The sequence below is a fragment of the Sphingomonas sandaracina genome (genome assembly GCF_036663695.1).
Classification (GTDB): Bacteria; Pseudomonadota; Alphaproteobacteria; order Sphingomonadales; family Sphingomonadaceae; genus Sphingomonas.
The window spans coordinates 162426-185399 of record NZ_JAXOJK010000002.1; the positions used below are offsets into that span (position 1 = coordinate 162426).

A 22974-nucleotide genomic window follows, 5' to 3' on the forward strand; every position below is an offset into this window, starting at 1 on the left:
CAAAGCATCGTGCGGAACGTTGCAAACTCGTCATGGTCGAGAACACGTCAAATCCGCCCGGCGAAGACGTCGAGGAACTCAAGGCCGCCGATGCGCAGGATCTGCATAAGGCCGTCCGCGAGGCAGGCGAAGAGGAACTCGATCGGCCCGCGTGGTCGCTGTTCTTTTCCGGGCTTGCGGCAGGCATGGCGATCGCCAGTTCACTGATCGCGGAAGGTGCGCTGCACCAGGCGCTGCCCGACACGCCGTGGCGGACGATCATCGTGTCGCTTGGCTATCCGATCGGTTTCCTTGTCGTGATCCTGGGGCGGATGCAGCTGTTCACCGAAAGCACTATCAGCGCGATGCTGCCGCTGGTGACCAAGCCGTCCGGCTGGGCGCTGAAGCGGACATTCAGGCTGTGGGGCGTGGTGCTTCTCGCCAACCTGATCGGAACGGCAATCACCGGCGGCGCGATTGCGGCGGGATTGCTCGGCGGCAGCGAGTTGCGCGGCGCGATGATTGACGTATCGATGCGGATCATCGAACTCTCGGCATGGGCGACGTTCGTCAATGCGATCCCAGCCGGGTTCATGATCGCGATCCTCGCCTGGTCGCTGCCTAATGCGCGGCAACAGGCGTTCATGGTGATCGTCTCGATCACCTATGTCGTCGCGATCGGCGGGTTCAGTCATTCGATCGTCGGCTCGGTGGAGGCGTTCCTCCTGCTGTTCTCCGGCCATGCGAGCGTCTGGCAAGCGCTTATCGAACTGATACTGCCGGCTGTGCTTGGCAACCTGTTGGGCGGCGCAGGGTTGTTCGCCTTGCTGGCGCATGCACAGGTACGCGGCGAAATGGACGGACAGGGCGAGAACTGATGGGCAAGACCGACAAAGCCGTGAACGCGGTCGCAAAGGCGGACCGCGCGGCGACGTACAAGGCGGCCGAGCACCGCGACGAACCGCTGGCTAAGGCAACCGGGTTCCTCGCTGAGATCGGCGATCAGCCGCAGCTCGTCGCGACTTCGATCGGCACGGTCGTCATTGGCCTGATCGCGCGCCGGCCGGACGTGATCCGCGGCGGGGTGCGGATGTTGGCGGCGCATGCGGCAGCGACCTTCGTCAAGTCGGCGATCAAGGCGTCCGTCGACCGCACGCGTCCCGAAAAGGCCATCGAAGACGGCAAGCCGCGCTTCGAGCGGGGCGACAGCGACGATCACGATCAGACGTCGTTCCCGTCCGGTCACACCGCCGGCGCGGTCGCAGTGGCGCGTGCCGCCGCGCGCGACATCGAAGGTGCCGGCGGCCCGGCCGCGCTGATCTCAGGAGTGGTCGCCGTGGCTCAACCCGTCAACGGCAAGCATTATCTATCCGATCTCGTCGTCGGTGCCGCGGTCGGCTGGATCTCCGAGGCCCTCGTCAGCGCCGTGTTCGACCGGGTCGCACCGGTTGTCGAAACGGCGGTGGCGGCAAGAGCGCCCTTACTGATTGAGCACGTCAAAGCGTAGACCGACCCATCGGGTGGTGTGTGGCCTCATGAACACAGGTCAGGGCGAAATTACATATTTGTGAGGATACGCAAGGGGATAGCGGAACCGTTACGGCGGCGTGACGGTTTCGCCCGCATCGTAACAAGAACGGACTATCCTCATGAAGAAGCTTTCCATCGCCGTCACGCTCGCCGCCATGGCCGTCTCGCTCGCAGCCTGCGGCGGCAAGGGCGACGACAAGCTCGGCAGCCAAGTCGAGAAGTCCGCTGACAACCGCGCCGACGCGCTGGAAGCAACTGCCGACAATCTTGAAGATCAGGCCGAAGCGGTCCGCGACAACGCGGAGCACCAGTCGGACGCCATCGACGATGCCGACGTGAACGCACAGGCGATGCCGCAGGCGCAGAAGGATGCACTGGTCAACGGCAGCGAAAAGCTCCGCTGATCTTTTAGGCGCGCATCAGCGCCGGCGTCCTGGCCGCCTTCCGGTACGCACCGGGGGGCGGTTTTGACGTTTTGAAACGGACCGGGTTACGATTCGGTCGAGACGACGACAGGGGACACGACAATGATCGACAGGCGTCGACTGGAAACGGGAGGCTTCATCACCTTCCTCATCGCGATCACGATCGCGCTGTGCGTCGTGGTGTCGGCGTTCGCGGCGGCCCTGCTGTGGAGCGCGTTGGCGGCGATCCTGTTCCAGTCGCTGTTTCAACTGTTGCTCAAGCGTTGGCCGGAGCGGCGCAATCTAGCCGCTGCGTTGACGTTGCTGATCATCTTTGTTGCCGTCATCGTGCCGACGCTGTTCATCGGCAGCCTCATGATCGACCAGTCCGCGTCGGTCTACGCCAAGCTGCAAAGCGGCCAGATCAACTTCGGTGCGTATTTTCAGCAGATGCACGACGCGTTGCCGAACCGCTTCCAGGGCATGCTCGACAAGGCCGGACTGAACAGCTTCGAGCAGGCGCAGTCGCGAGTATCGAGCCTTCTCGGCAACAGCGTCCGGTCGATCGCCGGCCAAGCGCTGTCGATCGGTCGCAACACGGCGGCGTTCGTGCTGTCGTTCGGGATCGGATTGTACGTGACGTTCTTCCTGCTGCGCGACGGCGACAAGGTCGGCCCGGCAATCCGCCGCGCGCTGCCGTTCGAGCATTCGGTGGCGGTGAAACTGGTCGACAAGTTCGTCGCGGTGGTGCGCGCGACGATCAAGGGATCGGTGATCGTCGGGCTCGTCCAAGGTGCGCTCGGCGCGGTGACGTTCTGGATCGTCGGCGTGCCGGCGGCGTTGCTGTGGGGTCTGTTGATGGCGCTGACGTCGCTACTGCCCGCATTGGGCCCCGCGCTCGTCTGGGTCCCGGTCGCGGTTTATCTGCTGGCGACGGGCGCGATATGGCAGGGTGTGGTCGTGATCGTCTCGGGCGTGGTGGTGATCGGCCTGGCCGACAACATCCTGCGGCCGATCCTGGTCGGGCGCGATACCGGGATTCCGGATTACATCGTGCTGGTGACGACGCTGGGCGGGATCGAGATCGTCGGGCTCAGCGGTATCGTCGTCGGTCCGTTGGTCGCGGCGCTGTTCCTGACGGCGTGGCAGATACTGACCGAGCAGCGCCATGCCCAGGCGGCCGAGCGCGTGCCTGTTCCCGCTCGCCCTGATCATCCCTTTCGTCCCGACTAGCTGCCGAGCTTTTCGAAGCGGCGTAACGAAGGATGGGTTAGCGGGACCTGTGCGTCTCGCTCTGCGTAGCCCCTCTCCCTAAGGGGAGGGTGAGGGGGAGTGAGGCTCGGCACGTCTCCCCAAAGCCCCTCACCCTTCCGTCGCCAAGCGGCTCCTCCCTCCCTCTCCCCAGCGGGGAGAGGGACTAGCCTGGCTCAGGCAAAGTGGTTGCTAACAATAGAAAAAGCCTCCCGCAGACCTGTCCGCGGGAGGCTTTTTTGTGAGCGTCTAAAGCCCCGCTATCAGGCGACGGCCGCCTTCAGTGCGTCGACCAGATCGGTCTTTTCCCAGGTGAAGGTATCACCCTCGGGCTCGCGACCGAAGTGACCGTACGCCGCCGTCTTCTTGTAAATCGGAGCGTTCAGCTTGAGGTGCTCGCGGATACCCTTCGGCGTCAGACGAACGAGCTTCGGCAGGACCGCCTCGAGCTTGGCTTCGTCAACGGTGCCGGTGCCATGCGTGTCGACATACACCGACAGCGGCTCGGCGATGCCGATCGCGTAGCTCAGCTGGATCGTGCAGCGACGCGCAAGACCCGCGGCAACCACGTTCTTCGCCAGATACCGCGCGACATAGGCCGCCGAACGATCGACCTTCGTCGGATCCTTGCCCGAGAACGCACCGCCGCCATGCGGGGCCGCGCCGCCGTACGTGTCGACGATGATCTTGCGCCCGGTCACGCCGGCGTCGCCATCGGGGCCACCGATCTCGAACTGGCCGGTCGGGTTGATGTAGATCGCGGTCTCGTCGGTGATGAAGCCGTCGGGCAGCACGTCCTGGAACACGCCCATGACATAGTCGCGCAGCACGGCGTACTTGGCGGGATCGGCGTTGTCGCCCTTTTCGCAATAGCCCGGTGCGTGCTGGGTCGAGACCACCAATGCGGTCGCGCCGACCGGCACTTCGTTCTCGTACGACAGCGTGACCTGGCTCTTGGCGTCGGGCTCGAGGAACGGCGCGGCGCCCGAATGGCGGTCTTCAGCCATCTTGGCGAGAATCTTGTGGCTGTAATACAGCGTCGCAGGCATCAGGCCGGGGGTCTCGTCGGTCGCATAGCCGAACATGATCCCCTGGTCGCCGGCGCCCTCGTCCTTGTTGCCGCTCTCGTCGACGCCCATCGCGATGTGCGCGGACTGGCCGTGGAGATTGTTCTCGAAACGGAACGTCTCCCAGTGGAAGCCGGTCTGCGCGTAACCGATTTCCTTGACGGTGTTGCGCACCGCGGCCTCGATCTCTTCCAGCACGCCGTCGGCCCACTGGTCGTTCTCGTAAATGCCCTTGCCGCGGATTTCACCGGCGAGGACGACGAGCTGCGTGGTCGTCAGCGTCTCGCAGGCGATGCGCGCCTGCGGGTCCTTGGCGAGGAACAGGTCGACGATCGTGTCGCTGATCTGGTCGGCGACCTTGTCGGGATGGCCTTCGGAGACCGATTCGGAGGTGAAGAGAAAGGACTTGCGCATGAAACCTCTTCGCAAAGGCTCGCCCAGGAAAGTCCGGGGAGCGGCATATAAGGAAAGCTTTATATGTCCTTCTAGCGTTGGCGACGACGCAGGGCAACCGCGGTAACGAGCATGAGCGCCGCAACGATCGCCGCCATCGCATTGCCCATGCGCGAGAATAGGGTCGGGGGCAAAGCGGAGGGCATCGGCTGCTCGATCGCACCGGCGGTCTCGTGCGGCACGGTCGCGACGAGGCGCCCATCCGCGGCGATGATCGCGGAGATACCGGTCGGCGTGGCGCGGAGGATCGGGAGGCCTTCCTCGATCGCCCGCATCCGGGCTTGCGCGAGATGCTGCGGCGGCCCCCATTTGCCGAACCACGCGTCGTTGGAGGGATTGAACAGGATACGCGGCCGATGCGCCCGATCAACGACCTCGCCCGAGAAGATGATCTCATAGCAGATCTGCATGCCGATCGAGCCGAAGCCGGGCAGCGTCAGGTTCGCAGGGCCCTTGCCCGAGGTGAAGTCGATATCGCCCGGCACGAGCCGCGCGAGGCCCAGCGGCTTCAGCAGCCACGGCATCGGCAGATATTCGCCATAGGGAACGAGGTGCGCCTTGTCGTACCGGCCCCGCAGCCGTGCCTGCGCATCGAGCGCGAACACCGAATTCGCCGCGCCCGAGATACGGTCCTGGCCGTCGAACTGTAACGCGGTGCCGCCGATCAGCAGGATGTCGTCGCGGCCGAGCAACCGCGCCATGCGGCGGCGGAGGTAGAGCGGGCTCGACCAGCCATAGGCGTAGAACGGATAGCCGTCCTCGACATAGTCGCGGACGACGCCCTCGGGCCAGACGACGAGGCGCGGGGTGGGACCGCCTTCTCCGGACAGCTTTTCTAGAGCAGCGAGAACACGTTCGCCGTCGGTTTCGCTACGGTCCTCCTGGCCGATGTCGGGCTGGACCACGCGGACTAAAGGCGTGCCGGGGGCAGGGGGCGGCGCGTTGGTCCAGAGTGCGGACAGTGCGGCAAGGCCGAGGGCAGGGATGGCGACCAACGGCAGGATCAAGCGCCGTACTGCGAGCATCAGCAACGCGCCGGCGGCCACTATCGTGACGCCCGACAAAGCATAGGTACCGATCCACGCGGACAGCCGCGCGACACCGATCGCGGGGAGCCAGACGACGCTCAGCGGGTCCCAGGCGTAACCGGTGAACAGCGTCGCGCGCAGCCACTCGGTCGCGATCCAGGCGGCAGCGAAGACCAGTACGAACGTAGCATCGGGAGCGCCCGGCCGCCTGGCAATCCGCCAAGCCAGCGCGCCAGCCAGCATCGGGAAGACGGCGAGATACAGTGCGAGGCCAACCGCCGCGAAATAGCCGAGCACCGGCGGCATCACGTCTTGGAAATCGAACGCGTGCTGGAACCAGTTGTTGTTCACGGTGAAATGCCCGACCCCGAACACCCACCCGCGCCAGAGCGCCGCGCGCAGCGTCGGCGCGTCGTGGACGATCTTCATCCACAGCGCGAACGCGATCAGCGTCAGCGGCCAGAGATCGAGCGGGGCAAACCCGGTCGCGGCAAGCGCACCAAGGATGAGGCAGGCAAGGGCAGGGAAGCGGGTCACGGTCGCGCTATGGCGTGACGAAGGGGGGCGGGCAATATCTTAGCCTTGCTTGGGGCCGTTGCATCCCATCTTGCACCACCCCGGCGAAGGCCGGGGCCCAATTGGCAAGGCAGCGGTAACCAAGCACTACTCGTCGTTGGCAACGTCCGCCAATTGGGCCCCGGCCTTCGCCGGGGTGGAGTGGGTTGCGGGGAAGGGCACCCGCACCAAACCCTGTTCTCTCGCGAAGGCGGGGACCCAGACTTGGCTCCCGCCTTCGCGGGAGAACAAGGAAGGGCTGTCCCACGTACCGATTCCACACATCAAAGGGAAAGCGTCCAAAAAACTGAAGGGTGACGAACCGGATCGCCCAACCTATCTTCGCCCCCATGACCTTGCGCCCCTTCCACCTCGCCTTCCCGGTCCACGACCTTACCGCAGCACGCGCCTTCTACGGCGCCACGCTCGGTTGTCGCGAAGGCCGCTCCAGCGACGATTGGATCGATTTCGACCTGTTCGGGCATCAGATCGTCGCGCACCTCGACCCCTCGGCCAAGCCCGTCGCGGTCGAGAATGCGGTCGACGGTCACGCCGTCCCAGTCCCGCATTTCGGCGTCGTCCTGACGATGGACGACTGGATCTCGCTATCCGAACGCGTCACCGCGGCGGGCGTAACATTCGGCATCGCGCCGTACATCCGCTTCAAGGGCGAGCCCGGCGAGCAGGCGACGATGTTCTTTCTAGATCCCAGTGGCAACGCACTCGAGTTCAAGGCGTTCGCCAACGACGACATGATTTTCGCCACGTAAGGCCAATACTCAATTCAAGGATCGCACATGGCCAACCCCATTACCGTCGACGTTCCCCATAAGCTCGGCAAGGCGGCGGTCCGCGCGCGGCTCGACGGCGGGATCGACAAGATCAGCGCCAGCATCCCCGGCGGCTCGGTGACCGATCACCGCTGGGACGGCGACACGCTGCACTTCACCATCCAGGCGATGGGGCAGACGATCGCCAGCGCTGTCACGGTGTTCGAGACCAACGTCCATGCGGTCGTCGACCTCCCCGGCATCCTCGGGCTGTTCGCGAGCAAGATTCAGGACATGATCCGCAGGGAAGCGCCGAAGCTCCTGCGCTAAGCGTCGGGGGCCGGATCAGGCCCCCGGCGCTTGCCGATACAGCGCGAACGCAGCCTTCGCGCCGGCGACTGCATCCGCGACCCAGGCTTCGTCGGCAGGCTGTTCGTCGATCGCCGCCAGCAACGCGCGCCATTCGCCCGAAAGATGCTTTGCGCCGAGATAGGCCGCAGGCATGCCCTCCGGCACCGATCGCGACAGCATGATGCCGCCAAGCCGCGACCCCTCGACCACGTACATCGCGCCCCAGCCTGCCGCCGCGCTAGGCGCCAGCGCGAAGGTCATTGGCACGGGCATTTCTTCGCCCAAAGTGGCGAGATCGGCGGCAAGCGCCGCGCCGCGCGACCGGACCGTAGCAAGGCCGGGGATAGCGTCCAGCCACGCCTCAACAGCGGGCAGAGCCTTGGCGTGCGCGATCAGGAACGCGCGGTAATCGTCCGCATCGGCAAGGTCGTAGCGCCCGAACCCGGCATCGACTGCGTCGTGGTCGCTCGCCGTCGCGCTCCGCAATTGCGCGACGGTGGAAACGGCATCGGTCAACAACAGCGTCCCCCGCCCTTGCTGCCGTACCGCGCCTCCTGACGATCGCGGAAGAATGTACGTTCGTCCATCGGCGCATGGTCTGGATGCCGCTCGGCCATGTGCTGGCAGTAGGCGGCGTAGGACGGCACGCCGACCATCAGCAGCGCCGTCTCGCGCGCCTTCGCATACAGCGCGCGGATCATTCTGCGGCCACCAGTTGCGGTGGGACTTCGGTCACCGTCGGCCGATCGATCTTGAGCGCCGCGAGGCAGGTGCGGATGCCGAAGAACACGATCGACAGCACCACAGCAAGGAATAGCGCGCACAGCCCGGCATCGATCCAGTCGTTGAGCACGATCCGCTGCATCTCCGCCATCGTCTTGGCGGGCGCGAGCAGTTCACCGCGCGCCGCTGCCTCTGCAAACTTCGACGCATGCGCGAGGAAGCCGACCTTCGGATCGCTCGCGAACAGCTTCATCAGCCCGGCGGTGATCGTGCACAGGCACAGCCACGCGGCGGGCAGGATCGTCACCCATGCATAGCGATGGCGTTTCATCCGGAACAGCACGACCGTCGCCAGCACCAGCGCGACCGCCGCCAGCATCTGGTTCGAGATACCGAACAGCGGCCACAGCGTGTTCACTCCGCCAAGCGGATCGGTCACGCCTTGATACAGGAAGAAGCCCCAGGCGGTCACGCACAGCGCGGTCGCGATCAGTCCTGGCACGATCGCCGACGCATTGCGGAACGACGGCACCGCGAGCCCGATCAAATCCTGCAACATGAACCGCCCGGCACGCGTCCCCGCATCGACCGCGGTGAGAATGAACAGCGCTTCGAACAAAATCGCGAAATGATACCAGAACGCCTTCATCGCCTGTCCGCCGATCAGGTTGCTGAAGATCTCCGCCATCGCCACCGCCAGCGTCGGCGCGCCGCCCGTGCGGCTGACGATCGTGGCCTCCCCAACGTCCTTCGCGGTCTGCGCGAGCAGCTCCGGCGTGATCGGGAAGCCCATCGCGGTGACAGCGGTCGCCGCGGAAGCGAAGTCGGTGCCGACCACGGCCGCCGGGCTGTTCATCGCGAAATAGACGCCGGGATCCAGGATCGACGCACCGACCAACGCCATGATCGCGACGAAGCTCTCCATCAGCATCGCGCCGTAGCCGATGAATTGCGCGTCGCCTTCGCTGGCGATCAGTTTCGGCGTGGTGCCGCTGGCGATCAGCGCGTGGAAGCCCGACACCGCGCCGCAGGCGATCGTGATGAACAGGAACGGGAAGAGCCCACCCGACCAGACCGGGCCGGTTCCGTCGATGAAGGGGGTTAGGGCTGGCATCCGCAGCGGTGGGGCGACGACGGCGATGCCGATCGCCAGTGCGACGATCGCGCCGATCTTGAGGAAGGTCGAGAGGTAATCGCGGGGCGCCAGTAGCAGCCATACCGGCAGCACCGAGGCGACCGCGCCATAGCCGACCATCAGCACGCAGAGCTGCACCGGGGTCAGCGTGAAAAGCGGCGCGAGCGTCGGCGAGGCGGCGACGGTGCCGCCATAGACGATCGCCGCCAGCAACCCGATGACGCCGAGAACGGAGACTTCGCCGACCTTTCCGGGGCGGATCCAGCGCGTGTAGATGCCCATCAGGAAGGCGAGCGGGATCGTCGCGGCGACGGTGAACAACCCCCACGGGCTCCCCGCGAGCGCGCGCACCACGATCAGCGCGAGAACGGCGAGGATGATGACCATGATCGCGAACGCGCCGATCAGCGCGATCACGCCGGGGATCGCGCCCATCTCCATGCGGATCAGCTCACCTAGCGACCGCCCGTCGCGCCGCATCGAGATGAACAGGATCATGAAATCCTGCACCGCACCCGCCAGCACCACGCCAGCGAGAATCCAGAGCGTGCCGGGGAGATAGCCCATCTGCGCGGCGAGCACGGGACCGACGAGTGGGCCGGCACCAGCGATGGCGGCGAAATGGTGGCCAAACAGGACGTTGCGGTCGGTCGCAACGTAATCGAGGCCGTCGGCGCGACGGAGCGCCGGGGTTTGCCGCGACGGGTCGAGCTGCATGACGTGCCGCGCGATATATCGTGCGTAGAAGCGGTACGCGATCAGCTGGACCGAGACGGCCGCAGTGACGATCCAGAGCGCGTTGACATGCTCACCGCGCTCGAAGGCAACGACCGCCAGCGCGCAGGCTCCGAGTAGAGCCAGTGCGCCCCAACCGATCTTTTCGCGTAACGTCATGTGTGCGCCCTCCCGTGCGGTCCTATCGGGCGACATCGCGTATTCGGGTGCGGAGCGCTAGCCTAGATTAGGTATGCGACCGGCGCAGATCCCTCCCTGAAGCGCGCCCGCTTGCTCAAACCTGCGAATGATGCCCCTTGAGCTCGTCCCCGACGATTCGAACGACATGCAGCACGTTCGTCGACCCAGGCGTCCGGAACGGCACGCCGGCCAGCACGATCACCCGATCGCCAGCCTTGGCGATGCCATGCCGCAACGCCATCCGCTTCGACTTCGCCACCATGTCCTCGAACGACTCGACGTCGCGCGTATGCACCGCATGCGTTCCCCACAGCAGACCGAGACGCCGCGCCGTCTCCTGGCTCGGCGTCAATACCAGCAGTGGTACCGAAGGCCGCTCGCGCGCGATCCGTCGTGCGGTCGAGCCCGAGGTCGTGAAGCAGATGATCGCCACCGCCGACACGGTCGTGGCGATGTTCTTCGCGGCCTCGGCCAACGCATCCGCGGTCGTCGGATCTGGCTTCATCACGGTGAAGTGCATGCGGTCGCCATGCTCGGGATCGGCCTCTACCGACACGCCGATGGCGTCCATCATCGCGACCGATTCGACCGGCCATGCGCCCGCCGCGCTTTCCGCCGACAGCATGATCGCGTCCGCCCCGTCATACACCGCGGTCGCGACGTCGGACACTTCGGCGCGGGTCGGCGAGGGCGATGTGATCATCGATTCGAGCATCTGCGTCGCGACCACCACCGGGCGACCCATCCGGCGCGAAACCTCGACGATGCGCTTCTGCAGCGGCGGCACCTGCTGCGGCGGCAGTTCGACGCCGAGATCGCCGCGCGCGACCATCACACCGTCACAGGCCTCCACGATCTCCTCAAGCCGCTCGATCGCCGCCGGCTTTTCGATCTTGGCCAGCAACGCCGCCTTGCCACCGATGAGCTTGCGCGCTTCCCACAGATCCTCGGGGCGCTGGACGAACGACAACGCGATCCAGTCGACACCCTGATCGACCGCGAAATCCAGGTCGCTGCGATCCTTGTCGGTCAGCGCCGCCATCGGCAGTACGACGTCGGGAACGTTCAGCCCCTTGTTGTTCGACAGTGCGCCGCCGACCTCGACCCGGGTCGTGATCTCGCGCGGCCTATGCGACACGACCCGCAGCACAAGCTTGCCATCGTCGAGCAGCAGGCGCGCGCCCAGCTCTATGCCGACGAAGATCTCGTCATGCGGCAGTTCGACGCGGGTCGCGTCGCCCGGCGTCGTGTCGCGATCGAGCACGAAAGTCGAACCGGTCGTCAGCACGGTGCGCCCGCCCTCGAACTTGCCGACGCGTAGTTTCGGACCCTGAAGATCGGCGAGGATGGTCGACGGACGACCGAATTCCTTTTCGAGCGCGCGAATCGCGTGGATCACGGCGATCTTCGACTGCTGGTCGCCGTGGCTCATGTTGATGCGGAACGCGTCCGCACCGGTGCGGAACAGCGTCGCAATCATTTCGGGCGTGCTGCTTGCAGGGCCAAGCGTCGCGAGGATGCGGACTTTGCGTAAACGGGGTGCGATGGCCATGGTCATGCGTGCGTTTCCTAGGGCGTTTCCCGGGTGAGGTCTTTGCCGCGACGGGCCTTAAACCCTATCTGCAAGGGATCAACCACGGAGCATAGTAATGAATCCCGAAACCGATGCGCTCGATACGCTCGACGATGCCGTAGCGGCGCAGGCCTTTCGCCGACTGATCCGCCATCTCCGTCACCGCGAAGATGCGCAGAACGTCGACCTGATGGGGCTCGCCGGTTTTTGTCGCAACTGCCTGTCCGACTGGGTCGAGGACGCAGGCGGCATGAGCAAGGATGCCGCGCGCGAGACGGTGTACGGGATGCCGTATTTCGAATGGAAGGCGCACCATCAGGGCGACGCTACGCCCGAGCAGCTCGAACGGATGAAGGCGAGCGTCGCTAAGAACGCGGCGATTTGAGCGCGCGGTGGCCTGAGAATATGGGGTCTCGGAACGGCGGCGTCTGATTCGCGACGATCCGCTGCGGGGTCGCTTGAGCGGAACACGGTAAACGCCTAGACGCGGCCCCGCACCCGCAGCGGCCTGATTCACCCCCTCTGATTCAAGGGGTCATCTGACGGCGATCATCGGCGCGGGGTATCTAGATTGGCTTTGGGCCGGCGCCGAGCGTCGGCGAGTGGGGAATTTTCGATGTCTGACGAACGGCAACACGGCATGGGCGGCGGCGCGGTCGCAGCGGACGAACTGCGCCTGCTGATCGAGCGCGCCGAGCGTCTCGAAGAAGAGAAAAAGGGTATTTCGGACGACATCAAGGACGTGATGGCCGAGGCCAAGGGGCGTGGATACGACCCCAAGGCGATCCGCAAGATCCTGTCGATTCGCAAGAAGAAGAAGGAAGAGTATCAGGAGGAGGAGGCGATCCTCGAAGTATATCTCCAGGCGCTGGGGATGATCTGAGGATCGTTTGATCCCTCGCGGTGCCTCTCGCTCGGTTCACCGGGCGGCGGGCAGAGGCGCCGCGTTAATCTTCTCGACGTACCGGTAGAGAATGCTTCTCCCGATCGTCGTGGCGCTTGCCCTGTTTATGATCATCAACCTGATTACCGTTGCCGCGTTCGCGACCGACAAGCGGCGATCGTCGACCGGGGCGTGGCGTATCCCGGAGTCCCGCCTGCTATGGTATGCGGCGATCGGCGGTAGCCCCGGCGCGTTCTGGGCGCGCAACCGCTTTCGCCACAAGACCCGCAAGCAGCCGTTCGTCGGACGGCTCCAGCTTATTGCGATGGTTCAGGTCGGCCTGGTCGCGGGCCTCGCGATCGCTTTCGCGTTCTGATCTTAGGCAACGGCTGCGCCGATTGATGCCGACAGGAAGCAGGTGTATTGCTGTTATAAAGCATCACATCGGGGAGACGGGCGTGCGGGTATTTGTTGGGGCTGCGGCACTGGTCATCAGTGCGTCCGCCGCCGCGCAGTCGGTCGAGACCGACGCGCAGAAACTCGGTCGGCGTGCGGAGGCGTTCGTTCAGGTCCGCAACCAGTTCGATCAGGCGGCGATGATCGCGATGATGGCCCCTGAATATCAGGAAGTATCGCCGGTCGGTGAAGTCGATTCCCGTGAGCGCGTGATTGGGTTTTACGCGCCCGACAAGAAGATGCCTGCGCCGCCGATGACGATCACCGAGACCATCGCAAGACCGGCGGGGGCGCTAGGCGTGGTGACGATGCGGATCGCCTATGCGGTGCCCGGCAAGGACGGGCAGGTACAGTCGCGGGCGTTGCGTGCCGGGTTCGTTGCGCGGCGGATCGGCAGGGACTGGCGCTTCGTATCGGCGCAGTTCACGCCGATCCGCTAGGCTGCTTCGGCTGGCAACGTTGTCCATCCGAGGCCGGGGATCGTGATCGATCGTTTGCCGGCGAGATCGGTACGGCACACGATCAGTTCGCGGCTCTCGATATAGCCGATCAGGCGTTTCACACGGCCGAGCGAACTCGTGCCGTACGTGGCGGCGATTCGCGCGTCAGACGGGCAGGGTTCGCCTTCGCGGGCAGCGCGGGCGACCAGCAGGAACGCACCCAACATGTCGTCGGGCAGGCCGCTGGCAACGTCGAGCGCGGCGGTCCATGCCTCGTCCGTCATGTCGAAGATGCCGGCACGGGCGCAACTGAGGCGTCGCACGAAACCGGGCAAATCGAGCGGCGGTTTGGCGAGACCACCCATCCGGCAGCGCACCTGAAAATCCTGGAACAGCACTGAGGGCGGGCGCAACGTCGATTCGGGATCTTCGACGATCGCGCGGAAGACGTCGGCATAGACCGCCTCGACCTCGTCGTCGGTCTTTTCAGGCGGTGGCGGCGCGGCGGTGCGCGGCTCTGGCGGGCGGGCGATGCCGTCGAGCAGTTCCTCCGCCGGCACGCGGCGTGGGCGCGAATTGAACATCAGGCCGAGTTCGGGCGCGTCGACCACCGGTTCGGACAACAGGTCCTGCAGATCCATCGGCGCGGCGCTGGGAAGGGGGGTGAGCTTCGGGCTGCCGCTGCGCGCAGATGTTTCGACATCGCCGATCTTCACTGTGATCGGTCGGCGCGACACCGCCGGCCCAAGGGCCATGAACGTGCCGCGCTGCAGATCGCGAATTGCTTCGGCCTGGCGTCGCTCCATGCCGAGCAGATCGGCCGCGCGCGCCATGTCGATGTCGAGGAAGGTGCGGCCCATCAGGAAGTTCGACGCCTCCGCCGCGACGTTCTTCGCCAGCTTCGCCAGACGCTGCGTCGCGATCACGCCGGCCAGGCCGCGCTTACGGCCGCGGCACATCAGGTTGGTCATCGCGGCGAGCGAGGCTCGGCGTACTTCTTCCGATACTTCGCCGCCGGTGACGGGCGCGAACATCTGCGCTTCGTCGACCACAACCAGCACCGGATACCAATGCTCGCGCGGTGCATCGAACAGGGCGGACAGGAAGGACGCGGCACAGCGCATCTGGCCTTCGACCTCCAGCCCTTCCAAGCTCAGTACCGCCGACGTGCGGTGTTCGCGCAGCCGCGTGGCGATCCGCGCGATCTCGCGTTCGCTATAGTCTCCCGCTTCGATCACGACGTGGCCATGCGGCCCGGCGAGCGTCACGAAATCGCCCTCCGGATCGATCACGATCTGCTGGACATGGCCCGCCGATCGCTCCAGCAGGCGGCGCAGCAGATGCGATTTTCCCGATCCCGAATTGCCCTGCACCAACAGGCGGGTGGCGAGTAGTTCCTCCAGGTCGACGCCGACGGCAGTACCATTGCCGTCGGTGCCCATATTCACGCTAACCGTCATGCCGCGCGTTTGGCAGGTGCGGGCGCATGGGGGCAAGGAGTCTTTGCGGGTTCGGTCGCAACACCCCCTTCCGTCATCCTGGGCTCGACCCAGGAATTAGGGTTATTGAGGATGCCGTTCTTGGCTCTGGATCCTGGGTCGAGCCCAGGATGACGGATGCTGCTGGAATAATCCGTAATCCCGGCTAGGCCTCCTGACATGGCCACAAATTCCCCGCTCGACGATCTCTCGCAACGGCTTCTCGGCAAGGCGCCGGGCGAGCTCGACGACGAGGAGCGCCGCGTCCTTGCGGGGATCGAGGCGGGGACCACCGTCAGCCGCGATGCGGCCGACGTGTCGGACGAGCGGGCGACCTTCGGCGAGCGGCTGTCGGACCGGGTGGCGGCGATCGGTGGGTCATGGGGGTTCATCATCGCGTTCACCGCGGTGCTGATCGGCTGGATGCTGTTGAATTCGGATATCCTGGCGCATTTCGGACGTGCGTTCGATCCGTATCCCTACATCTTCCTCAACCTGCTGCTGTCGACCGTGGCCGCGATCCAGGCGCCGGTGATCATGATGAGCCAGAACCGGCAATCGGCGAAGGATCGCCTTGCCGCCAGCCTCGACTACGAGACCAACCTGCGCGCCGAACTCGACATCCTGCGCGTCCATCACAAGATCGATCACCTGGTGCTTGCCCGGCTCGACGCGATCGAACAGAAGATCGACGCTCTGGCGAAAACGCCCCCATCGTCCTAAAGCCACCGCATCAGGCTATTAGAGGCACAGATGGCAGGCCATTCCAAATACAAGAATATCATGTACCGCAAGGGCGCGCAGGACAAGAAGCGCTCGTCGGCGTTCAGCAAGCTCAGCCGGGAGATTACGGTCGCGGCCAAGATGGGCCTGCCCGACGTCGACATGAACCCGCGCCTGCGCGCGGCGGTGAACGCGGCCAAGGCGGCGTCGCTGCCCAAGGAGAACATCCAGCGCTCGATCGACAAGGCGAGCCGCGGCGATGCCGAGAATTACGAGGAAATCCGCTACGAGGGCTTCGGCCCCGGCGGCGTCTCGCTGATCATCGAGGCGCTGACCGACAACCGCAACCGCACCGCGACCAACGTGCGCGTCGCGGTCGGCAAGAACGGCGGCAACCTCGGTGCGGGCGGTTCTGTCAGCCACGCGTTCGACCGGGTCGGACTGATCTCGTATCCGGCGAGTGCGGGCGATGCCGACACGGTGTTCGAAGCGGCGCTCGAGGCTGGCGCCGAGGACGTCACGTCGAGCGAGGACGGCCATGAGGTCTGGACCGCGCAGGGCGACCTGCACGAGGTGGCCAAGGCGCTTGAGGCAAAACTCGGCGAGGCCGAAGGTGCAAAGCTCGCTTGGCGTCCGCAGGTGATGGTCGCGGTCGAGGCGGACGATGCGGCGACGCTGTTCAAGCTGATCGATGCGCTCGACGAGGATGACGACGTGCAGACGGTGTGGGGCAATTACGAAATCTCCGACGAGATCATGGAGTCGCTCGGCTGAGATGAAGAAGGTTAGTTCACGCGGAGACGCGGAGACGCGGAGAGTTGTGCCTCGTGGCTACGTCCTCCGCGCCCGCGGCCTCATATCGGGAGGTCAGCCTAGCGGTGTGAAAGTCCCGCTGACGCGAGACGATTCCCGAAAGCGCACCCCCTCCGCGCCTCCGTGCCTCCGCGCGAACCAATCTTCTTCATTCTCGTGATCATCCTGGGACTAGACCCGGGCCTCGGCACCACAGGCTGGGGCGTCATCCGTGCGGATGGCAACCGCTTGAGCCATATCGCCAACGGCCAGATCAAGACCGATCCGTCGATGGCGCTCCCCCGCCGTCTCACTGCGCTGTATAACGCGCTGATCGACGTTATCCGCACCGAACGCCCCGACGGCGCGGCGGTCGAGGAGGTGCTCGGCAACTCCAACGCGCAATCGACGCTCAAGCTCGGGCAGGCGCGCGGCGTCATCCTGCTCGCGGCGGCGGGGGCGGGGTTGCATATCGGCGAATACCATCCATCGACCGTCAAGAAAGGCGTCGTCGGCACCGGTGGCGCGGACAAGAAGCAGATCCAGGCGATGATGGCGGTGCTGCTGCCCGGCGCGAAACTTGCCGGCCCCGACGCTGCCGACGCGCTTGCGGTGGCGATAACTCATGCGCATCACGTCGCGAGCGCGGCCGCGCTGTCACGCCGGAGCGGCATCGGTGCTTGAACGGGTCCGCATGGCGTAGTGACTCCGCTGATAGCCTCGTCCACGATGGCCGAATCTACCGCGGTGTCGCTGTACTGCGCGCTTGGGATCGTTCGCCGCGATCGTTCCGTGCACGACTTAACTTGAATAAAGCTCGCACTGGCGTGCAACGATGCGCTAGGGGGTGTGATGGTTTCGGTCGCAGCACGTGGATTGCTGTGTCACGCGGCGCCTTAGTGAAGCCTTGTTACGTCGACCGGGGGGTATGATGCTCGTAGATCACGTGCGCGGGGGCACCAATTGCCCGGCCGTGCCTATTCAGGCCTTCGCAATGCCGCCGGGCATGCGGATGCGCTACGACCTCCCCGATCCGAGCTTGTCCGACTTCGTGACCGGCTATGCGATCTATACCAGCGCCGACCCTGCTCCGATGCTCAACTGGTATCTTCCCGCGCCGGCGATGATATCCGTGCTCGTCGATGCCGGGCCGCTCGACGTATCGATCGGTAACCACCGGTTCGGGCCGCTAGACCGGGCCAGCTTGTACGGTCCGACCAGTCGCGCGTTCCGCACCGAAACGCATGGCGGCATCGCCGTCGGCATCGGGCTGAGCGCGCTTGGATGGGCGCGCATGACCGCGCGCTCGGCGGGCGACTTCCACAACCGCGTCGTGCCGCTCGCTGGCGTCGCCGGACCCGCCATATCGACCCGACTTACCGAGGGTCTGGACCTGTTGGACGACGACGCGAAGATCAAGCCTCTGCTCGACTCCATCCTTCCGTCGCTGTTCCGCCGGCCCCACCCGCGCGAAGACCTGATCCGCGCGTTCGGTGCGCTGACCGTGACCGACGGCGTGATCGAGATGAAGGATGTCGCCGACCGGCTCGATATTCCGACCCACGAGCTCAGGCGCATGGCGACCCGCTATTTCGGCATGCCGCCAAAGCTGTTGTTGCGCAGGGCGCGGTTCTTGCGGTCGTTCATCCGCCTGATCACCGACGCGGGGTTGAACGATTATTCGAAGATCGACAGCAGCTATTTCGATGCCTCGCACTTTTTGCGCGACGCGGGCACTTTTCTCGGCACGACGCCGCGCCGGTTCGTGGCGTCGGACACGGTGTTCCTGAAGGCGAGTTTGCGCGCCCGCGCCGCCGTCATCGGCGCGCCCACCCAGGCGCTTCACGGTGTCCAGAAACCCGCGCCGTCCGGGGCATCGCGCCCGCAGGCGGGCGGCGCCCTGCCAAGCCAACTGCCAGGATAAGCAGATCGGAGCCGGTCGCGACGCGTCCGTTCTGCCGGGCCCATTTTGCCGGGCCCGTTTTGCCAGGATGACGCGCCCGCCGCTTTGTTCTACCGCCATCGACCATGATCGCGCATCTCAAAGGACGTCTGGACTCTACCGGTATCGATCATGCGGTGATCGATGTCGGCGGTGTCGGCTATCTGGTCGGCGCTTCGGCGCGGACGCTGTCGACGCTGGGCCCGATCGGCGAGGCGGCGACCGTATTTACCGAGATGTTGGTGTCGGAGGATTCGATCCGCCTCGTTGGGTTTTCGAGCGGCTCCGAACGCGACTGGTTCCGGCTGCTGACGGGGGTGCAGGGCGTCGGCGCACGCGTCGCGCTAGCGATCCTGTCGGCGCTGGAACCCAATGATCTGTCGCGGGCGATCGCCAGCGGCGACAAGGCGATGGTCGCGCGCGCGAACGGCGTCGGGCCCAAACTCGCGCAGCGCATCGTCATGGAATTGAAGGACAAGACCGGCGGCATCGTGCTCGGACCGGGCGGCACCACGGCGGTGCCGGTGGTCGGCGCGGGCGCGGATGCGGTATCTGCGCTGCTCAACCTGGGTTTCCGCCCCGCCGAAGCCGCCAGCGCCGTCGCCGCTGCGGAAGAAGAACTGGGGGCGGACGCTACACTGGACGCGCTGGTTCGACTGGCGCTGCGCAAGGCGTCGCGGTAGGGCCGGATCGTCGACAAGGAATGTGCCATCCAGGTCACTGTCGTTCGTACCGTCGCGGCGCGGTCGACCGGGCATACCCATCGACGATCCGCGCAGCAGGGGCACGATGGCCGGCATTTTCGACAGCTACACCTGGCCGCGACGGGCTCAATGAGGCGGCAGGGTGACCGTAGCGCGTCACATCACAGTCGGTTCGGTTATCGAGCCTTTATCGACATTATCCGCTTATACTGGGATCATACTATCATCGACATCGGTCTAGATTGGGGCGCACCATTGGGCGGCGCGATGCGATGTGAGGGACTGACGCGTTGACCGACGACCGCATCCTGAACGCCGCCAAGCGTCCTGAAGACGTCGACGCCGCACTGCGCCCTAAGAGCCTGGACGATTTCGTCGGGCAGAAGGCCGCGCGCGAGAATTTGCGCGTATTCATCCAGGCGGCGAAGTCGCGGGGCGACGCGCTCGATCACGTGTTGTTCTTCGGGCCGCCGGGGCTTGGCAAGACGACGCTCGCGCAGATCGTCGCGCGTGAGATGGGGGTCGGGTTCCGCGCCACGTCGGGGCCGGTGATCGCGAAGTCGGGCGATCTCGCCGCATTGCTGACCAATCTCGAAGACGGCGACGTGCTGTTCATCGACGAAATCCACCGGTTGCAACCCGCGGTCGAGGAAGTCCTGTATCCCGCGATGGAGGACCGTGCGCTCGACCTGATGATCGGCGAGGGTCCGTCGGCGCGGTCGGTCCGAATCGATCTGCCGCGGTTCACGCTGATCGGCGCAACCACGCGGCAGGGACTGTTGACGACGCCGCTGCGCGATCGGTTTGGGATTCCCGTGCGGCTGCAATTCTATTCGGTCGACGAACTGACGCGGGTCGTCACGCGCGCGGCCGGGCTGCTCGATCTGGGGATCGCGGCCGACGGCGCGGTCGAGATCGCCCGGCGTGCGCGGGGCACGCCGCGGATTGCCGGTCGCCTGCTGCGTCGCGTGCGTGATTTCGCCAACGTCGCCGGGGCGCTGACGGTGGATGCCAAGGCAGCGGATGCTGCACTGACTCGGTTGGAAGTCGATTCGCTCGGGCTCGATGCGATGGACCGACGGTATCTGATGATGATTGCCGATATCTATCGCGGCGGTCCAGTCGGCGTCGAAACCCTGGCAGCGGGCCTGAGCGAGCCACGCGATACGATCGAGGAAGTGATCGAGCCATATCTGATCCAGTTGGGCCTCGTCGCGCGAACTGCGCGGGGACGATGCCTGAATGCGGGAGGCTGGAAACATCTCGGCCTCAACCCGCCCGCGGGCAGCCAGGACAGCCTGTTCGACGCGTAGCGCGTCAAGGGCCCGTGATCGGATACTCCCTAGTCCACCTCCCCGGCTTACGTCGGGAAGGTGCGGTTCACGATATCGGTTCGTTCTGCTCTCCCGACCTTCCATTGTAAGAAACCACACCCACAGATCGATCGAACTTGGCCGAGACACTGTTTTTGTTGCGTGGCACCCAGGCGAGCGATCTGTTAGCCAGCATATATGCCCCTTTCGGCCGCCGCCTCCGCCCGTGAAATTCTCACCAGCCTTCACGACGTGATGGCAGCCCGTACGACCGCGCAAACCAAGCTCAATGCGGTCGTCGGCATCATCGCCACCGCGATCGACAGCGAGGTCTGCTCGATCTACCTGCTGCGCGAGGGCGTCCTCGAACTGTTCGCGACGCGTGGCCTCGACCAGGCCGCCGTCCACGTCACCAAATTGGCGATGGGCGAAGGTCTGGTCGGGACGATCGCCGAAGACGTCGAGGTGCTCAACCTCGACGAGGCCGCCAGCCATCCCGATTTCGCGTACAAACCCGAGACCGGCGAGGACCGTTTCCACAGTTTCGCCGGCGTGCCGATCATTCGCCGAGAGCGATCGGTGGGGGTGCTGGCCGTCCAGCATACCGACCGTCGCAAATATGCCGACGTCGAGATCGAGGCGCTGCAGACGGTCGCGATGGTGCTGTCCGAGCTGATCGCCAATGCCGGGCTGATCGATACCACCGGCGGCGGCGCGGATCGGCCGCAGTCGACCGCGGCGATGCGGATACCGGGCCAGAAGCTGGTCGACGGCATGGGCGCCGGGTTCGCCGTCTATCACCAGCCGCGCATCACAATAGAGCATACCGTCGCCGAGGACACCGACGCCGAGCGGCACCGTGTCTACGCGGCGTTCGACAAGATGCGCGAAGGCATCGACCGGATGACTCGCGAAGCCGAATTCGGCATCGGCGGCGAGCATGTCGAAGTGCTCCAGACCTACAAGATGTTCGCCTATGACGAGGGCTGGGCGCGGCGCATCAATGAAGCGATCGACTCCGGCCTGACCGCCGAGGCGGCGATCGAGCGTGTTCAGCAGCGCACGCGCCAACGGATGCGGCAGATCGACGATCCGTTGCTCGCCGACAGGATGCACGATCTCGAGGACCTGTCGAACCGGCTCCTCCGTATCGTCTCGGGTCAGATGGGCACCGCCGCGCAACTCGGCCTGCGCCAGGACACGATTCTGATCGCACGCAACCTTGGCCCTGCCGAACTGCTCGAATACGACAAGCGCCGGCTGAAAGGGGTGATCCTCGAGGAAGGGTCGCTGACCGCGCACGTCACGATCGTCGCGCGGGCGATGGGCGTGCCGGTGCTCGGTCGTGTCCGCGACATCCGCCGGCTGGTAGCGGAAGGCGACATGCTGTTGCTTGACAGCGCCGAGAGCAACGTCTTCGCGCGGCCGTCCGCCGTGATGGAGGAGGCGTTCGAGACGCGACTGGCGATGCGGCAGAAGCGCAAGGCGGCGTTTGCGGCGTTGCGTGACGTGCCGCCGGTGACGAAGGACGGGCACCGCCTGACGTTGATGGTCAATGCGGGCCTGCGCGACGACGTGGCAGCGCTCGACATTACCGGCGCCGACGGGATCGGCCTGTTTCGCACCGAATTTCAGTTCCTGGTGTCTGCCACGCTGCCGCAGCGCGAGCGCCAGCAGCGGCTCTACCGCGAAGTGCTCGAAGCGGCCGGCGATCGACCGGTAATCTTCCGCACCGTCGATATCGGCGGCGACAAGGCGCTTCCGTATCTGAACAAGGAAGATGCGGACGAAGAGAACCCGGCGATGGGCTGGCGTGCTTTGCGCCTCGGTCTCGAACGCGACGGGTTGATGAAGGTGCAGGCACGGGCGCTGCTTGAGGCCGCCGCGGGGCGCACGCTCAACGTGATGTTCCCGATGGTCAGCGAGCCGTGGGAGTTCGACGAAGCGCGCGCACTGTTCGAGGCGCAGCGTCATTGGCTTGAGGGCAGGGGCCGCAAACTGCCGCTCGCGATCCGCTACGGCGCGATGCTTGAGGTGCCCGCGCTCGCCGAAATGCTCGACGTCCTTCTGCCAAACATCGATTTCCTGTCGATCGGTACCAACGATCTGACGCAGTTCCTGTTCGCGGCGGATCGCGCCAATCCCAAACTCGCCGAGCGTTACGACTGGCTCAGCCCATCGATCCTGCGCTTTATCGCCCGGTTGGTCGCGCCGGTCCGTGCGGCAGGCGTCGATCTGGCGGTCTGCGGCGAGATGGGCGGGCTGCCGCTGGAGGCGATGGCGCTGATCGGTCTGGGGATCGAGCGGCTGTCGATCACGCCCGCCGCAGTCGGTCCGATCAAGGCGATGACCCGTTCGCTCGATCGGTCGGCGCTGGCGCCGGTCATGACAAGGCTGCTCGCAAACCCGCCGCGCGACATGCGCGCCGCGTTGACCGCTTGGGCGGTGGAAAACGGCGTCGAACTAGCTTGATCCACGTTTGCCTGACGGCTGCGCGTTGACAGGACCC

24 protein-coding genes are annotated in these 22974 nt (G+C 65.4%); 17 read left to right on the plus strand and 7 right to left on the minus strand.

The genetic code is table 11. The features are described from left to right. The first annotated feature begins 32 nt into the window (after nt 1–32). The 4 genes from U1707_RS06085 (at nt 33) to U1707_RS06100 (ending at nt 3146) form a co-directional block, all read left to right on the plus strand. Nucleotides 33–857, plus strand: coding sequence for a formate/nitrite transporter family protein (locus U1707_RS06085; RefSeq protein ID WP_332799207.1), 825 nt, complete (start codon nt 33–35; stop codon nt 855–857). Then, nucleotides 857–1486 carry a phosphatase PAP2 family protein gene (locus U1707_RS06090; RefSeq protein ID WP_332799208.1) on the plus strand — a complete coding sequence of 210 codons (630 nt, stop codon included), beginning with the start codon at nt 857–859 and terminating at the stop codon, nt 1484–1486. Before U1707_RS06085 ends, U1707_RS06090 begins: the two co-directional genes overlap by 1 nt. Nucleotides 1487–1628: 142 nt before the next feature. Continuing rightward, a complete protein-coding gene (locus U1707_RS06095) occupies nt 1629–1913 on the plus strand; it encodes an LptM family lipoprotein (RefSeq protein ID WP_332799209.1) in 285 nt (94 codons plus the stop codon). A gap of 123 nt (nt 1914–2036) precedes the next feature. Continuing rightward, nucleotides 2037–3146, plus strand: a complete 1110-nt coding sequence (locus tag U1707_RS06100; protein WP_332799210.1) for an AI-2E family transporter — start codon at nt 2037–2039, stop codon at nt 3144–3146. A 281-nt stretch (nt 3147–3427) separates the two neighbouring features. Here the strand turns inward: U1707_RS06100 and metK are convergent, their stop codons facing one another. Together metK and lnt are read right to left on the minus strand one after the other, a co-directional pair. Beyond that, on the minus strand, nt 3428–4645 hold the full coding sequence (gene metK / locus U1707_RS06105) for a methionine adenosyltransferase (RefSeq protein ID WP_332799211.1): 1218 nt from the start codon (nt 4643–4645) through the stop codon (nt 3428–3430). 71 nt (nt 4646–4716) lie between these two features. Continuing rightward, nucleotides 4717–6249, minus strand: coding sequence for an apolipoprotein N-acyltransferase (gene lnt / locus U1707_RS06110; protein WP_332799212.1), 1533 nt, complete (start codon nt 6247–6249; stop codon nt 4717–4719). Between the two features lie 368 nt (nt 6250–6617). On the opposite strand from lnt, the gene U1707_RS06115 reads away from it, so the two are divergent. Together U1707_RS06115 and U1707_RS06120 are read left to right on the plus strand one after the other, a co-directional pair. Further along, on the plus strand, nt 6618–7037 hold the full coding sequence (locus tag U1707_RS06115) for a VOC family protein (protein WP_332799213.1): 420 nt from the start codon (nt 6618–6620) through the stop codon (nt 7035–7037). A 27-nt stretch (nt 7038–7064) separates the two neighbouring features. Next, the gene (locus U1707_RS06120; protein ID WP_332799214.1) at nt 7065–7367 is read left to right on the plus strand and encodes a polyhydroxyalkanoic acid system family protein; all 303 of its coding nucleotides are present in this window, start codon (nt 7065–7067) and stop codon (nt 7365–7367) included. A gap of 15 nt (nt 7368–7382) precedes the next feature. On the opposite strand, the gene U1707_RS06125 is transcribed toward U1707_RS06120, so the two are convergent. The 4 genes from U1707_RS06125 to pyk all read right to left on the minus strand — a co-directional run bounded on the left by U1707_RS06125 (nt 7383) and on the right by pyk (nt 11719). Continuing rightward, a complete protein-coding gene (locus U1707_RS06125) occupies nt 7383–7904 on the minus strand; it encodes a biliverdin-producing heme oxygenase (protein ID WP_332799215.1) in 522 nt (173 codons plus the stop codon). Further along, a complete protein-coding gene (locus U1707_RS06130; protein WP_056051727.1) occupies nt 7901–8089 on the minus strand; it encodes a YbdD/YjiX family protein in 189 nt (62 codons plus the stop codon). Before U1707_RS06130 ends, U1707_RS06125 begins: the two co-directional genes overlap by 4 nt. Beyond that, nucleotides 8086–10140 (minus strand): carbon starvation CstA family protein, encoded by a 2055-nt coding sequence (locus U1707_RS06135; protein ID WP_332799216.1) that lies wholly within the window; start codon nt 10138–10140, stop codon nt 8086–8088. Before U1707_RS06135 ends, U1707_RS06130 begins: the two co-directional genes overlap by 4 nt. A gap of 115 nt (nt 10141–10255) precedes the next feature. Beyond that, on the minus strand, nt 10256–11719 hold the full coding sequence (gene pyk / locus U1707_RS06140; RefSeq protein ID WP_332799217.1) for a pyruvate kinase: 1464 nt from the start codon (nt 11717–11719) through the stop codon (nt 10256–10258). A 91-nt stretch (nt 11720–11810) separates the two neighbouring features. Here pyk and U1707_RS06145 point away from each other — a divergent pair, with 91 nt between their 5' ends. From U1707_RS06145 to U1707_RS06160, 4 genes are all read left to right on the plus strand, one after another. After that, a complete protein-coding gene (locus tag U1707_RS06145) occupies nt 11811–12119 on the plus strand; it encodes a DUF1244 domain-containing protein (protein ID WP_332799218.1) in 309 nt (102 codons plus the stop codon). A gap of 255 nt (nt 12120–12374) precedes the next feature. Beyond that, a complete protein-coding gene (locus tag U1707_RS06150) occupies nt 12375–12617 on the plus strand; it encodes a DUF2312 domain-containing protein (RefSeq protein WP_197942503.1) in 243 nt (80 codons plus the stop codon). Between the two features lie 91 nt (nt 12618–12708). Further along, nucleotides 12709–12993, plus strand: a complete 285-nt coding sequence (locus tag U1707_RS06155; RefSeq protein ID WP_332799219.1) for a DUF1294 domain-containing protein — start codon at nt 12709–12711, stop codon at nt 12991–12993. Nucleotides 12994–13075: 82 nt separating this feature from the next. Continuing rightward, complete coding sequence (locus U1707_RS06160; protein ID WP_332799220.1) at nt 13076–13513, plus strand: DUF4440 domain-containing protein; 438 nt, start codon at nt 13076–13078, stop codon at nt 13511–13513. Here the strand turns inward: U1707_RS06160 and U1707_RS06165 are convergent. Beyond that, nucleotides 13510–14973, minus strand: a complete 1464-nt coding sequence (locus tag U1707_RS06165) for a helicase HerA domain-containing protein (RefSeq protein ID WP_332799221.1) — start codon at nt 14971–14973, stop codon at nt 13510–13512. The genes U1707_RS06160 and U1707_RS06165 overlap by 4 nt on opposite strands. 198 nt (nt 14974–15171) lie before the next feature. Here U1707_RS06165 and U1707_RS06170 point away from each other — a divergent pair, with 198 nt between their 5' ends. The 7 genes from U1707_RS06170 to ptsP all read left to right on the plus strand — a co-directional run bounded on the left by U1707_RS06170 (nt 15172) and on the right by ptsP (nt 22937). Then, nucleotides 15172–15714: a DUF1003 domain-containing protein gene (locus U1707_RS06170; protein ID WP_332799222.1), complete on the plus strand. Its 543-nt coding sequence runs from the start codon at nt 15172–15174 to the stop codon at nt 15712–15714. Between the two features lie 30 nt (nt 15715–15744). After that, nucleotides 15745–16488, plus strand: a complete 744-nt coding sequence (locus tag U1707_RS06175) for a YebC/PmpR family DNA-binding transcriptional regulator (RefSeq protein WP_107951882.1) — start codon at nt 15745–15747, stop codon at nt 16486–16488. Between the two features lie 195 nt (nt 16489–16683). Beyond that, nucleotides 16684–17190 (plus strand): crossover junction endodeoxyribonuclease RuvC, encoded by a 507-nt coding sequence (ruvC, locus tag U1707_RS06180; protein WP_332799779.1) that lies wholly within the window; start codon nt 16684–16686, stop codon nt 17188–17190. Between the two features lie 310 nt (nt 17191–17500). Next, nucleotides 17501–18430 (plus strand): hypothetical protein, encoded by a 930-nt coding sequence (locus tag U1707_RS06185; RefSeq protein ID WP_332799223.1) that lies wholly within the window; start codon nt 17501–17503, stop codon nt 18428–18430. A gap of 104 nt (nt 18431–18534) precedes the next feature. Next, on the plus strand, nt 18535–19131 hold the full coding sequence (ruvA, locus tag U1707_RS06190; protein ID WP_332799224.1) for a Holliday junction branch migration protein RuvA: 597 nt from the start codon (nt 18535–18537) through the stop codon (nt 19129–19131). A gap of 311 nt (nt 19132–19442) precedes the next feature. Continuing rightward, nucleotides 19443–20465: a Holliday junction branch migration DNA helicase RuvB gene (ruvB, locus tag U1707_RS06195; protein ID WP_332799225.1), complete on the plus strand. Its 1023-nt coding sequence runs from the start codon at nt 19443–19445 to the stop codon at nt 20463–20465. A 198-nt stretch (nt 20466–20663) separates the two neighbouring features. Then, a complete protein-coding gene (ptsP, locus tag U1707_RS06200; RefSeq protein WP_332799226.1) occupies nt 20664–22937 on the plus strand; it encodes a phosphoenolpyruvate--protein phosphotransferase in 2274 nt (757 codons plus the stop codon). Nucleotides 22938–22974 lie beyond the last annotated feature (37 nt).

Bases quoted from the DNA above. Each gene is read 5' to 3' on its own strand.
- U1707_RS06085 (WP_332799207.1), top strand. From the start codon at position 33: ATGGTCGAGAACACGTCAAATCCGCCCGGCGAAGACGTCGAGGAACTC.
- U1707_RS06090 (WP_332799208.1), top strand. From the start codon at position 857: ATGGGCAAGACCGACAAAGCCGTGAACGCGGTCGCAAAGGCGGACCGC.
- U1707_RS06095 (WP_332799209.1), top strand. From the start codon at position 1,629: ATGAAGAAGCTTTCCATCGCCGTCACGCTCGCCGCCATGGCCGTCTCG.
- U1707_RS06100 (WP_332799210.1), top strand. From the start codon at position 2,037: ATGATCGACAGGCGTCGACTGGAAACGGGAGGCTTCATCACCTTCCTC.
- metK (WP_332799211.1), bottom strand. From the start codon at position 4,645: ATGCGCAAGTCCTTTCTCTTCACCTCCGAATCGGTCTCCGAAGGCCAT.
- U1707_RS06115 (WP_332799213.1), top strand. From the start codon at position 6,618: ATGACCTTGCGCCCCTTCCACCTCGCCTTCCCGGTCCACGACCTTACC.
- U1707_RS06120 (WP_332799214.1), top strand. From the start codon at position 7,065: ATGGCCAACCCCATTACCGTCGACGTTCCCCATAAGCTCGGCAAGGCG.
- U1707_RS06130 (WP_056051727.1), bottom strand. From the start codon at position 8,089: ATGATCCGCGCGCTGTATGCGAAGGCGCGCGAGACGGCGCTGCTGATG.
- U1707_RS06135 (WP_332799216.1), bottom strand. From the start codon at position 10,140: ATGACGTTACGCGAAAAGATCGGTTGGGGCGCACTGGCTCTACTCGGA.
- pyk (WP_332799217.1), bottom strand. From the start codon at position 11,719: ATGACCATGGCCATCGCACCCCGTTTACGCAAAGTCCGCATCCTCGCG.
- U1707_RS06145 (WP_332799218.1), top strand. From the start codon at position 11,811: ATGAATCCCGAAACCGATGCGCTCGATACGCTCGACGATGCCGTAGCG.
- U1707_RS06150 (WP_197942503.1), top strand. From the start codon at position 12,375: ATGGGCGGCGGCGCGGTCGCAGCGGACGAACTGCGCCTGCTGATCGAG.
- U1707_RS06155 (WP_332799219.1), top strand. From the start codon at position 12,709: ATGCTTCTCCCGATCGTCGTGGCGCTTGCCCTGTTTATGATCATCAAC.
- U1707_RS06165 (WP_332799221.1), bottom strand. From the start codon at position 14,973: ATGACGGTTAGCGTGAATATGGGCACCGACGGCAATGGTACTGCCGTC.
- U1707_RS06170 (WP_332799222.1), top strand. From the start codon at position 15,172: ATGGCCACAAATTCCCCGCTCGACGATCTCTCGCAACGGCTTCTCGGC.
- U1707_RS06175 (WP_107951882.1), top strand. From the start codon at position 15,745: ATGGCAGGCCATTCCAAATACAAGAATATCATGTACCGCAAGGGCGCG.
- U1707_RS06185 (WP_332799223.1), top strand. From the start codon at position 17,501: ATGCCGCCGGGCATGCGGATGCGCTACGACCTCCCCGATCCGAGCTTG.
- ruvA (WP_332799224.1), top strand. From the start codon at position 18,535: ATGATCGCGCATCTCAAAGGACGTCTGGACTCTACCGGTATCGATCAT.
- ptsP (WP_332799226.1), top strand. From the start codon at position 20,664: ATGCCCCTTTCGGCCGCCGCCTCCGCCCGTGAAATTCTCACCAGCCTT.